This window comes from Phenylobacterium sp. 58.2.17 (assembly GCF_026411515.1).
Taxonomy (GTDB): Bacteria; Pseudomonadota; Alphaproteobacteria; order Caulobacterales; family Caulobacteraceae; genus Phenylobacterium.
On sequence record NZ_JAPMTQ010000073.1, the window covers coordinates 1 to 10,623 of the forward strand.

14 protein-coding genes and 1 pseudogene are annotated in these 10,623 nt (G+C 71.9%); 6 read left to right on the forward strand and 9 right to left on the reverse strand.

Features of this window, described 5'->3' with window-relative positions; translation table 11 throughout:
* From OUA97_RS22375 to rdgB, 5 genes are all read right to left on the reverse strand, one after another.
* Positions 1–677, reverse strand: a 677-nt coding sequence (locus tag OUA97_RS22375; RefSeq protein WP_267234300.1) for a transglutaminase family protein, incomplete at its 3' end; no start/stop codon positions are given.
* Between the two features lie 11 nt (positions 678–688).
* Positions 689–1,063, reverse strand: a complete 375-nt coding sequence (locus OUA97_RS22380) for a YraN family protein (RefSeq protein ID WP_267234301.1) — start codon at positions 1,061–1,063, stop codon at positions 689–691.
* The gene (rsmI, locus tag OUA97_RS22385) at positions 1,060–1,926 is read right to left on the reverse strand and encodes a 16S rRNA (cytidine(1402)-2'-O)-methyltransferase (RefSeq protein WP_267234302.1); all 867 of its coding nucleotides are present in this window, start codon (positions 1,924–1,926) and stop codon (positions 1,060–1,062) included. The genes OUA97_RS22380 and rsmI overlap by 4 nt, the downstream gene beginning before the upstream one ends.
* Positions 1,927–1,951: 25 nt before the next feature.
* A complete protein-coding gene (gene hemW, locus OUA97_RS22390) occupies positions 1,952–3,085 on the reverse strand; it encodes a radical SAM family heme chaperone HemW (RefSeq protein ID WP_267234303.1) in 1,134 nt (377 codons plus the stop codon).
* Positions 3,082–3,681 carry an RdgB/HAM1 family non-canonical purine NTP pyrophosphatase gene (gene rdgB / locus OUA97_RS22395; RefSeq protein WP_267234304.1) on the reverse strand — a complete coding sequence of 200 codons (600 nt, stop codon included), beginning with the start codon at positions 3,679–3,681 and terminating at the stop codon, positions 3,082–3,084. The genes hemW and rdgB overlap by 4 nt, the downstream gene beginning before the upstream one ends.
* A gap of 331 nt (positions 3,682–4,012) precedes the next feature.
* Between rdgB and OUA97_RS22400 the strand changes: the two genes are divergently transcribed.
* The 3 genes from OUA97_RS22400 (at position 4,013) to OUA97_RS22410 (ending at position 5,744) form a co-directional block, all read left to right on the forward strand.
* The gene (locus OUA97_RS22400; protein ID WP_267234305.1) at positions 4,013–4,546 is read left to right on the forward strand and encodes a DUF2975 domain-containing protein; all 534 of its coding nucleotides are present in this window, start codon (positions 4,013–4,015) and stop codon (positions 4,544–4,546) included.
* A 97-nt stretch (positions 4,547–4,643) separates the two neighbouring features.
* Positions 4,644–4,880 (forward strand): helix-turn-helix domain-containing protein, encoded by a 237-nt coding sequence (locus tag OUA97_RS22405; protein ID WP_267234306.1) that lies wholly within the window; start codon positions 4,644–4,646, stop codon positions 4,878–4,880.
* 108 nt (positions 4,881–4,988) lie between these two features.
* Positions 4,989–5,744 carry a creatininase family protein gene (locus OUA97_RS22410; protein ID WP_267234307.1) on the forward strand — a complete coding sequence of 252 codons (756 nt, stop codon included), beginning with the start codon at positions 4,989–4,991 and terminating at the stop codon, positions 5,742–5,744.
* Between the two features lie 2 nt (positions 5,745–5,746).
* Here the strand turns inward: OUA97_RS22410 and OUA97_RS22415 are convergent, their stop codons facing one another.
* From OUA97_RS22415 to tsaD, 4 genes are read right to left on the reverse strand one after another with little or no spacing between them, the layout of a single operon-like run.
* On the reverse strand, positions 5,747–6,112 hold the full coding sequence (locus tag OUA97_RS22415) for a Rieske (2Fe-2S) protein (RefSeq protein ID WP_267234308.1): 366 nt from the start codon (positions 6,110–6,112) through the stop codon (positions 5,747–5,749).
* Positions 6,112–6,402 (reverse strand): YciI family protein, encoded by a 291-nt coding sequence (locus tag OUA97_RS22420; RefSeq protein WP_267234309.1) that lies wholly within the window; start codon positions 6,400–6,402, stop codon positions 6,112–6,114. Before OUA97_RS22420 ends, OUA97_RS22415 begins: the two co-directional genes overlap by 1 nt.
* Before the next feature lie 11 nt (positions 6,403–6,413).
* Entirely contained in the window at positions 6,414–7,403 is a 990-nt protein-coding gene (locus tag OUA97_RS22425; RefSeq protein WP_267234310.1) for an NAD(P)H-dependent glycerol-3-phosphate dehydrogenase, read from the reverse strand.
* Positions 7,400–8,491, reverse strand: a complete 1,092-nt coding sequence (tsaD, locus tag OUA97_RS22430; protein ID WP_267234311.1) for a tRNA (adenosine(37)-N6)-threonylcarbamoyltransferase complex transferase subunit TsaD — start codon at positions 8,489–8,491, stop codon at positions 7,400–7,402. The genes OUA97_RS22425 and tsaD overlap by 4 nt, the downstream gene beginning before the upstream one ends.
* 83 nt (positions 8,492–8,574) lie before the next feature.
* Here tsaD and hemC point away from each other — a divergent pair, with 83 nt between their 5' ends.
* The 3 genes and pseudogenes from hemC to OUA97_RS22445 form a co-directional block, all read left to right on the forward strand.
* Complete coding sequence (hemC, locus tag OUA97_RS22435; RefSeq protein ID WP_267234312.1) at positions 8,575–9,543, forward strand: hydroxymethylbilane synthase; 969 nt, start codon at positions 8,575–8,577, stop codon at positions 9,541–9,543.
* A 64-nt stretch (positions 9,544–9,607) separates the two neighbouring features.
* Positions 9,608–10,315 carry a uroporphyrinogen-III synthase gene (locus OUA97_RS22440; protein ID WP_267234313.1) on the forward strand — a complete coding sequence of 236 codons (708 nt, stop codon included), beginning with the start codon at positions 9,608–9,610 and terminating at the stop codon, positions 10,313–10,315.
* Positions 10,312–10,623, forward strand: a pseudogene (locus OUA97_RS22445) (hypothetical protein); the annotation flags it as partial. The gene OUA97_RS22440 and the pseudogene OUA97_RS22445, both read left to right, overlap by 4 nt.

Sequence of the window (10,623 nt, forward strand, 5' to 3'; positions counted from 1 at the left end):
AGCCAGGGCCGGTGGTCGAGCGGGTCGAGCAGGGCCCGGCGCAGGGCGGCGCGTTCGGCGCGGCCGAAGTCGCCGGCGGCGGCGGCGCGGGCGAAGACGTTGTTCTGCAGCCGGATCAGCACCGCCCGGTCGCTGGCCGGGGCCATCAGCCGGTCGAGCCGGTCGGCGACGTTGGGGGTCAGGCCGGCGTGCAGGGCGCGGCGGGTGAGCTCGGAGGGGAGCACCACGCGGCCTTCGCTGAACGGGTCGAGGGCCAGGGGACCCTCGAGCGTCTCGATGCGCAGCAGGAAGTGGCCGGGGAAGTCGACGCCCTGGACCGACAGCCCGCATTTGCGCGCCACGTGCAGATAGAACACCCCCAGCGCCACCGGCAGGCCGCGGCGGCGTTCGGCGACCGCCACCACGCAGGCGTTGTCAGGATGGTCGTAGGTCAGGAGATCGCCGGTCAGGCCGAGATCGCCGGCCAGGGTCTCGGCCAGGGCCTCCTCGGGGCTTTCGGTGCGCAGCCGCGCCGAGAGCCGCTCGACGCCCAGATTGGCGAGGTCGAGCGCGGGCCTCGGATCGCGGGCCGGGTCCTCGTGCACGGCGCACGCCACCGCGGCGTCTAAGAGCGGGAAGCTCTCGTCCGCGGCCTGGCCGGCTTCGCGCAGCAGATTTTCGGCGTCCTCTTGGGTCATCGCGCTCGGAGTTATGCGCCCTTCCAGGCGTCAGGGGCGTGAACCGGAAGCCGTCCGGGCGCCAGGGCGATCAAATCGAGCCGAACGGCCATATTTTGCAAGCTTGGCCGACGTGCGGCGATTGCGCGCCCCGCCCGCCGCAGCCGCTCGCGCTGGGTCTCCGACACCGCTTCGAGCGCGGCCTGGAGGGTGGCGCGCTGCTTGACCTCGACCACGGCCAGCACCCGGCCGCGCTGGGCCAGCAGGTCGATTTCCCCCTGCGGGGTGCGCAGCCGGAAGCCGAGGATGCGGTAGCCCCTGGCCATCAGCCAGAGCGCCGCCCAGACCTCGGCCCGGCGTCCGGCGGTCCGGGCCGCCGCCCCGCGCGCCTGTCGGACGAGGTTCACTTCTGCTTTAGCTCCATGGCCCGGCGGTAGAGGTCGCGGCGGGACAGGCCCAGCGCCTTGGCCACCTCGGCGGCGGCGTCGGCGGGTTTCAGGCGGGTCAGGGCATCGGCCAGGGCGGTGTCGGCGTCGGCGGCGGTGGCGGCTTCCTCGCGGCCGGGGCCGACCAGGACCACCAGTTCGCCCTTGGGAAAGTCCATCTTCGGATCGGCGGCCAGCACGTCGAGCGGGGCGCGGGTGACGGTCTCGTAGAGCTTGGTCAGCTCGCGGCCGACGGCGGCCTCGCGCGGGCCGAACACCGCGGCCATGTCGGCGAGGCTGGAGGCCAGGCGCGAGCCGCCCTCGAAGAACACCAGAGTGGCGCGGATGCCGGCCAGCTCCTCGAAGAACGCCTTGCGGGCGGCGCTCTTGGGCGGCGGGAAGCCGGCGAACAGGAAGCGGTCGGTGGGCAGGCCGGCCACCGACAGCCCGGCCAGCAGGGCCGAGGCGCCGGGGATCGGATAGACGGCCGAGCCCTGGGCCAGGGCCTCGCGCACCAGGCGGAAGCCGGGATCGGAGACCAGCGGCGTGCCGGCGTCGGAGACCTGGGCGATGCGGCCGCCCTGCGCCAGCAAGGCCAGGGCTTTGGGGCCGCTGCGATCGGCCGAGTGCTCGTCATAGCGTTCGACCTTCTTCGACAGGCCGTAGGCGGAGAGCAGCTTGGCGGCGACGCGGGTGTCCTCGGCCAGCACCAGGTCGCAGCCGGCCAGCACGTCCAGCGCGCGCAGGGTGATGTCGCGCAGGTTCCCGATCGGCGTCGCCACGACGTAGAGGCCGGGATCGAGCGGGGCTTCAGAGAGGGCCGGCGGGGGCGGGTGACGCGACATGGGGCAAGGCTTCGCCGGTTATCGCTCAGGTCGCAAGCCTGGAGGTGACATGGTCGAGCAGCAGGCGGCCCTCTCGCGTGGCGCGCAGGCGGGCCCGGTCGGGCGCGATCAGGCCGGCGGCGACCAGATCGGCCACCTTCGGATGGTCGGGGGTAAGGCCCAGGGCGGCGACCTCGTCGAAGCCGACGCCTGGCGCGATGCGCAGGCCGGCGAGCAGCCGTTCCTCGGCGGCCTCGACCGGGCTCAGGGTCTCGCGGGTGGCGAAGGCTCCGGCCGCGGCGATGTAGTCGGCCGGCTTGGCGTGGGCGAAGGTGGCGGTGCGGGCGCCGGCCAGGGTCAGCCGGCCATGCGCGCCTGGGCCGGCGCCGACATAGTCCTGGCCGGTCCAGTAGACGAGGTTGTGGCGCGAGCGGGCGGCGGCGCCGCGCGCGTGGTTGGAGACCTCGTAGGCTTCGAAGCCGGCGGCCTCGAGCACCGCCTGGGTGGTCTCGTAGAGCTGGGCGGCGGTCTCCTCGCCCACCGGGACCAGGGTCCCGCGGCGCACGGCGCGGTCGAAAGCCGTGCCGGCCTCGATGGTCAGCTGATAGGGTGAGACGTGCTCGGCCCCGAGGTCGATGGCGGCGCGCAGCTCAGCCCGCCAGGCGTCGGGCGTCTGGCCGGGACGGGCGTAGATCATGTCGACCGACAGCCGGGGGAAGCTGGCGGCGGCGAGCTGGGCCGCGCGGCGGGCCTCGGCGGCGTCGTGGTTGCGGCCGAGCAGGGCGAGGCTCTCGTCGTCCAGCGCCTGCAGGCCGAGCGACAGGCGGTTGACCCCGGCGTCGGCGAAGGCGGCGAAGCGGCTGGCCTCGGCGTCGGTGGGGTTGGCTTCGAGCGTCACCTCGACCGCGCCGGCCGGGGTCCAGAGCCGGCGGGCCAGCGCGACAAGCTCGCCGGCCCAGGCCGGATCCATCAGCGAGGGGGTGCCGCCGCCGAAGAAGATCGAGACCAGCTCGCGCGGCCCGGTCAGGGCGCGCTGGGCGGCGAGGTCATCGGCGATGGCGCGGACCAGGGCCGCCTGCTCCTCGCCCCGGCCGCGGTCGCGATAGACGTTGAAGTCGCAGTAGGGGCAGATTTTCGCGCAGTAGGGCCAGTGGATATAGAGGCCCAGTTCGGCGGTCAAAGCAGCGCGGCCTTCAGCTTGGCGAAGGCCAGGGCGCGGTGGCTGATCTGGTCCTTGGCGACCGGATCCATCTCGCCGAAGGTGATCTCGTGGCCGTCGGCGACGAAGATCGGGTCGTAGCCGTGGCCGCGGTCGCCGCGGCCGGGGAACACCAGGGTCCCGTCGACTCGGCCCTCGACCACCACCGCCGGCCCGTCCGGCCAGGCGACGGCGAGCGCGCAGGTGAACCAGGCCGAAAAGTCCTCGGCGCCGACCTCTTCCAGCCGTTGCTCGACCTTCTTCATGGCCCCGGCGAAGTCCTTCTCGGGGCCGCCCCAGCGGGCCGAATAGATGCCGGGCGCGCCGTCCAGGGCGGCGACCGACAGGCCGCTGTCGTCGGCCAGGGCGATCAGGCCGCTGGCCTTGGCCGCGGCGCGCGCCTTCAAGAGGGCGTTGCCCTCGAAGGTCGCTTCGGTCTCGTCAGGTTCGCCGAGGCCGAGCTCGCCGGCGGTGACCAGCTCGAAGCGGTTGTCGAGGATCGCGGCCAGCTCGCGGGCCTTGCCCGGATTGTGGGTGGCGACCACCAGCTTGGCGCCGGGTTCGAGCTTCAGGGCCATGGACATCTACCTGCAAACGAGGGGGCGGAACGACGGGCGGCGGACCATAGTCCAGGGGCGGTCATGCTGCATTGCAAAAGTTTAATATCGTTTTTCGATGTTTCGATTGATCGAAAAACGACGATTGACTATTGAAAGCCAAGCTTCGCAGCGCCATATGCTGCGGCGCAACATAAGAAGAAAAGGAACTGTCTCCATGTTTGTGTCCACGATGTTCGACCGCGCCCTGATGGTCGCAGCGGTGCTGATGGCCGCCCTGCCGATCGCCGCGTTGGTGACGGGCGGAGCTTTCGCCTAAGCTCGCCTGGCTGCGAGAGGACGGAGAACGGCGATGCGCGCCCTGGGGCCCGGCTCGGTATCGAGCTTTCTGAAGATCATCCTCGACGTGGTGTTCTTCGCCCTGTGGATCGGCATCGGCGCCGTCGGCCTGATGATGCTGGCCGCCGTCCTCTTCAGCTTCAATCCCGAGCTGATCAAGAACATGTCGATCCGGACCGGCGGCGGGACCGAGATCGACGCCGGCGGCCCGGTGCTGCTCGGCGGCTTGGCCGCCGCCGGCCTCTATCTCGGCGGCGTGCTGGTGATCGTCGAGCGGCTGCGCCGGATCTTCGCCACCCTGACCGCCGGCGATCCCTTCCATCCCGAGAACGTCCGCCGTCTGCGGGTCATCGGCCTGGTGCTGGCGGGCCTGGAAATCGGCCGCTATGTGATCTACGGCCTGGGCGCCTGGGCGCTGCCCGACGCGGCGATCTCGCAGCCGGAGTTCAGCCCGACCGCCTGGTTCTCGGTGCTGGTCGTGTTCGTGCTGGCCGAGGTGTTCCGTGAGGGCGCGCGCCTGCGTCGCGAAGCCGAGCTGACGATCTGATCATGCCCGATCTTTCGAACGTCTCGCGCATGGTCAGTTCTCTCGGGTCGCGCTCCCTGACGGCGCGCCCGTTCCCACTTCGCCTGGGAGCGCTCTGATGCCGATCCGCGTGAACCTCGACCGAGTCCTGCTGCAGCGGCGGATGTCGCTGACCGAGCTGGCCGACCGCGTAGGCGTGACCATCGCCAACCTCTCGATCCTGAAGACCGGCAAGGCGCGGGCGGTGCGCTTTTCGACCCTTTCGGCCCTGTGCCGCGAGCTCGACTGCCAGCCGGGCGACCTGCTGATCTACGAGCCGGGTCCCGACGACGTCGGCGACGACGATTTCGAATAGCCTGCGCAACGCCGTCGCACCGGCGCGCGCCCATTGGATCAAAGCCCCGTTCGGGGGCTAGTGTGTCCCGATCCCCCTGCCCCGGCAGGACTGAGTAGGAATTTCCGAATGCTGCTGCACCTGTCGACCTGGCAAGAGATCGAAGCCTATCTGCAACGCTCCAAGACGGTGGTCGTGCCGATCGGCTCGAACGAGCAGCACGGACCGACCGGCCTGCTCGGCACCGACTGGCTGTGCCCGGAGATCATCGCCCACGAGGCGCAGAAGGACTCTGACCTGCTGATCGCCCCGACCTTCAACATCGGCATGGCCCAGCACCACCTGGGCTTCCCTGGCACCATTTCGCTGCGTCCGACCACGTTCATCGCCGCGATCGGCGACTGGTGCCGCTCGCTGGCGGGCCATGGCTTCGAGAAGATCTATTTCCTGAACGGCCACGGCGGCAACGTCGCCACCATCGAGGCGGCGTTCTCCGAGCTCTACGCCGAGGCCAGCTTCGGCAAGGTCGAGCGCGGCTTCGCCTGCAAGCTCAAGAACTGGTGGGAGCTGAAGGGCGTCAACGCCCTGGCCAACCGTCAATTCCCGGTCGGGCACGGCAGCCACGCGACCCCGTCGGAGATCGCCGTGACCCAGTGGGCCTATCCGGGCGCCATCAAGACCGCCGACTATTCGCCGCAGATCGCCCCGACCGGCCCGATCCGCGAGGCGGTGGACTTCCGCGCCCGCTATCCAGACGGCCGCATGGGCTCGGACCCGGCGCTGGCGACGCCGGAAAAGGGCGGCGAGCTGGTGACGCTGGCCGCGCAGGGGCTGGTCGACGACGTCGCCGCCTTCGCCGCCGAGCCGTTCCCGGCGCGAGGATAGGATCAGGCGGTCAGGATCTGGCCGCCCACCACCTGGACCGGCCAGGGGGTGAGCTTCTGGTCGGCGCAGGGGCCGACGACGCAGTGGCCGTCGAGCGGGCGGAACAGCGCCGCGTGGCCGCCGCAGAGGATCAGGTCGCCCTCGCGGGTCAGGTAGCGGTCGTCCCAGGCGGCCAGCGGCCAGCCGGCGTGCGGGCAAGAGTCGACATAGCCGCGGATCTGCCCGCCGACCTGGACCACGAAGCCGGCGAACATCTTGCCGTCGTGGCGGAACCGAAAGCCCTTCGAACCGGGATCGGCCAGGTCGGCGAGCGCGCAAAGCGCCACGCCGGGGCCCGGCCGGGCCGGATTGTCGGGGCCGTCGCGCATCAGTTGGCGAAACCGCCGAGGCTCGGCTTAAAGGCGGTGATCTCGACGCGCTGGAAGAGGCCCGCCTTGGCGTAGGGGTCGTTCGTCGAGAAGGCGCGGGCCTGCTCGATGTCGTCGAATTCCATGATCAGCATCGAGCCGATCATGCCGCCGTCCTCGCCCAGCAGCGGACCGCCCAGCTTGATGTGCGCCTTGAAACCTCCGGCATAGGCCAGGTGCGCCTCGCGGTTGGCGAGCCGCAGCTCCAGCGAGGCCGGCTTGTCGAGGCAGTGGATGGCGAAAATGGTCAAGGTGGTCCCCCTTAGCGTTCGGATCTGATCGGGCGCGACAGCAGGCCGGCGATGGCCTCGTCGACCTGGGCCTGGCCGGCCAGGATGGCGGCGACGGCTTCGCAGATCGGGGCTTCGACCTCCAGCTTGCGCGCCAGGGCGACGACGGCGGGCGCCGAGGCGACGCCTTCGGCCACCGAGACCTTGCCGGCCAGGGCCTGCTCCAGGGTCTGGCCGCCGCCGAGCGCCAGGCCGACGCTCATGTTGCGCGACTGCGGCGAGGAGCAGGTCAGCACCAGGTCGCCAAGGCCGCAGAGGCCGGCGACGGTCTCAGCCTCCGCCCCCAGCGCCACGGCCATGCGGGTCATCTCGGCGAAGCCGCGGGTGATCAGGGCGGCGTGGGCGCTGCGGCCCAGGCCCTTGCCCTCGGAAATGCCGCAGGCGATGGCCAGCACGTTCTTCACCGCCCCGCCGATCTCGGCCCCGATCATGTCGGTGGCCAGGTACGGCCGGAAGGTCGGCAGGCTGAGCGCGGCGGCGATCTGGAAGCCGATCTCGTCGTCTGGGCAGGCCAGGGTGACGGCGGTCGGCAGGCCGCGGGCGACGTCGGCGGCGAAGCTGGGACCCGACAGCACGGCCGGGACCGCCTGGGGCAGGCCCTCGTCGAGCACCTCGGTCATCAGCTTGAGCGAGCCCTGCTCGACGCCTTTGGAGCACAGGACCATCGGCACGCCGGCGCGGGCGTGCGGCCGGAAGGCCTCCAGGCTGGCGCGGAGGTGCTGGGCCGGGGTGACGTTGAGCACGAAGTCGGCCTCGCTCAGCTCGGCGAGGCTTCCGGTCGCCCGCACCGGGGCGTCGAAGATCACGCCGGGCAGAAAGGTCTTGTTCTCGCGGCTCTCGTTGATCGCGCCGACCACCTCTGGCTCGCGGGCCCAGAGCGTGGTGGAAAGGCCGGCGCGCGCGCAGACCAGGGCGAGCGCGGTGCCCCAGGCTCCGCCGCCGATGACGCCTGCGGTCTTCATGCCTTGGCTCCCTTGCGGCCGAAAGCGTGGGTGGGATTGGCGGCGGCGGCCTCCGGGTCCAGCGGCCAGCGCGGCCGGGCGGGGGCGTCCAGCGGGTCGGATATGCCGAGCGCCAGGCGCTCGGCCCCGGCCAGGGCGATCATCGCCGCGTTGTCGGTGCAGTAGGCCAGCGGCGGCGCGTCGAAGCTGAAGCCGTGCCGCTCGGCGATCTGCTGCAGGGCGGTCCGCACCGCCTTGTTGGCGGCGACCCCGCCGGCGACCACGAAGCGCAGGGGTTGGCCGGTACGCTCGGCGGCATAGGCGATCATCGCCCGTTCGGTGCGCTCGGAGAGCTGGCGGGCGATGGCGGCCTGGACGGCGGCGGCTAGGTCGCGGCGTTGGGCGTCAGTCTCGACCGTGGCGGCGAAGCGGGCGGCGGCGGTCTTCAGGCCCGAGAACGAGAAGTCGAAACCCTTGCGGCCCAGCAGGGCGCGCGGCAGTTCGTAAGCGGTGGGATCGCCGCCCTCGGCGAGTTTCTCCAGCGCCGGCCCGCCCGGATAGGGCAGGCCCATGGACTTTGCGATCTTGTCGAAGGCCTCGCCGGCTGCGTCGTCGATGGTCGAGCCGAGCCGCTTGCAGGCCCCGACGCCCTCGACGCTGAGCAGCTGGCAGTGGCCGCCGGAGACCAGCAGCAGCAGGAACGGATAGGGGATGTCGGCGGCCAGCCGGGCGGAGACCGCGTGGCCTTCCAGGTGATTGACCGCGACCAGCGGCAGGCCGCGGGCCAGGGCGACGGCCTTGCCGAACGACAGCCCGACCATCACCCCGCCGACCAGGCCGGGGCCTGCGGTGGCCGCCACGCCGGTGAGGTCGCCGTAGCCGAGGCCGGCGGTCTTCATCGCCTCGGCGGCGACGGCGTCGATGGTTTCGACGTGCGAGCGGGCGGCGATCTCGGGGACCACGCCGCCATAGGGGGCGTGCAGGGCGAACTGGGCGCCGATCACCGAGGACAGCACCTGGACCTGGCCCTCGCCGCCCAGCCGCACGACCGAGGCGGCGGTCTCGTCGCAGCTGGTTTCGAGGCCAAGGACGGTCAGCGGCTCTGTCAACTAAGGGCTCCCGCCGGTTGCGGCATTCGGTCCGGTCCTATAGGCCGGGGCTTCCTTTGAAACGCCGAGGTAGACTGCGCGTCGTGCCCACGCAACCGCTCGTCCGGATCGGAGCCCGCGGCTCCAAGCTTTCGCTGGCCCAGACCGGCATCGTCCAGCGCCGTATCGCCGCCGCCCTCGGCGCCGACCCGACCAACCCCGCCGAGGTGGAAGCCGTCACCCAGATCGTGGTGATCACGACCACCGGCGACCGCGTCCAGGACCGCCGGCTGCTGGAGATCGGCGGCAAGGGCATGTTCACCAAGGAGATCGAGGAGGCGCTGCTGACCGGCGCCATCGACTGCGCGGTGCACTCGATGAAGGACATGCCGGCGCTGCTGCCGGAAGGGCTGTGCATCGCTGCGATCCCCGAACGCGAGGATCCGCGCGACGCGTTCCTCAGCCACAAGGTCGAGAAGCTGGAGGATTTGCCGCAGGGCGCGATCCTCGGCACAGCCTCGCTGCGCCGCCAGGCCCAGGCGTTGCACCGCCGCCCCGACCTCGACGTGCGGATGCTGCGCGGCAATGTCGACACCCGTCTGGCCAAGCTGGCCGCGGGCGAGGCCGACGGCATCCTGCTGGCGATGTCCGGGCTCAACCGCCTGGGGCTCGGCCACCTGCCGCAGAGCCTGCTCGACCCCGTCGCCTATCCGCCGGCCCCGGGCCAGGGGGCGCTGGCCATCGAGACCCGGACGAGCGACATCGGCAAGCCCTGGCTGGAAGCCATCCGTCACGCCCCGACCGCGGTCGCGGTGTCGGCCGAGCGCGGCGCCCTTACGGCGCTGGAAGGCTCGTGCAAAACCGCGATCGGCGCCTATGCGCGGCTGTCGGGCGGGTCGCTGCACCTGATCGTCGAGGCGCTGTCGGCCGACGGGGCGCACAAGTTCCGCCATGAGGGCTCGGCCGAGCTGTCGGCCTCGGCCGACCCGCAGGAGGCGGCGCGGGCGCTGGGCCTGTCGCTGGGCGCGGCGGTGAAGGCCGAGGGCGGCGATCTGATCCTGCCGCCGGAATAGCCGCCTTTTTGCAATGCAGCGGATTGATTCAGGCGCGGCGCCTCTCCAGGGTTGCAGCTGAGCCATGAGCAGTCAGCGTCCCCTGAAGATCTGGATCACCCGCGCCCAGCCGGGGGCCGAGGCCACGGCTGCGCGGGTGCGCGCGCTGGGCCACACGCCGCTCGTCGCCCCGCTGCTGGCCGTGCGGATGGTCGAGGACCCGCAGATCGACCTGGAGGGCGTCAAGGCCCTGGCCTTCACCAGCGCCAACGGCCTGCGCGCCTTCGCCCAGGCTTGCGCCGATCGCTCGCTGCAGGTGTTCGCGGTCGGGGCCGCCACCGCCCAGGCCGCGCGCGAGGTCGGATTCCGGCGGGTGCTGTCGGCGGACGGCGACGTGGCCGCTCTGGCCGAAGGCATCGCCGCGCGACGGAACGAGATCGGCGGGGCGGTGCTGCATCCGGGCGCGGCCGAGCTGGCCGGGGACCTGGCCGGGGCGCTGGCGCGGGCCGGCGTCGAAGTCCGCGCCCTGACCCTTTACGACACCGCCCCGGCGGTGCTGGAGCCGGACCAGGTCGCCAGGCTCGGCGAGGTGGATGTCGCGCTCGTGCACTCGGCCAAGGGCGCGCAGGCGCTGGCCGCCGTGCTGGCGGTCCATCCGCAGCCGCGGCTCAAGGTGCTGGGGCTGTCCAAGGCGGTGCTCGCCCCGTTGGCCGACACGCCGCTCGCCGGCCTGACCTCCGCGCCCTTTCCGCTCGAAGCGGCGCTGCTGAATCTGATAGACCGTTCGACATGAGCGACCAGCTGTCCGCCCCGCGCGATCCTGGCTCCTACGGCTCGCGCCGCCGCACCGGCCTTGGGGTCGGCGCCCTGATCCTGTTCGGGATCGCCTGCGTGGCCGGCGGCTACAGCCTGGCGCGGTTTGGTCCGACCTTGCCCGAACTCTATCCCGACAAGCCGCGCGCCGGCGCGGCCGCCGAGATCGCGCCGCTGGCCGCGCCCGCGCCGGCCCCCTGGCGGGCGGTGGGCGAGGTCGAGCACCATTTAAACCACAAAAGCCAGACCCACCGGCTGCTCCGGGCCGAAGGCGACGCCGACGGCCTG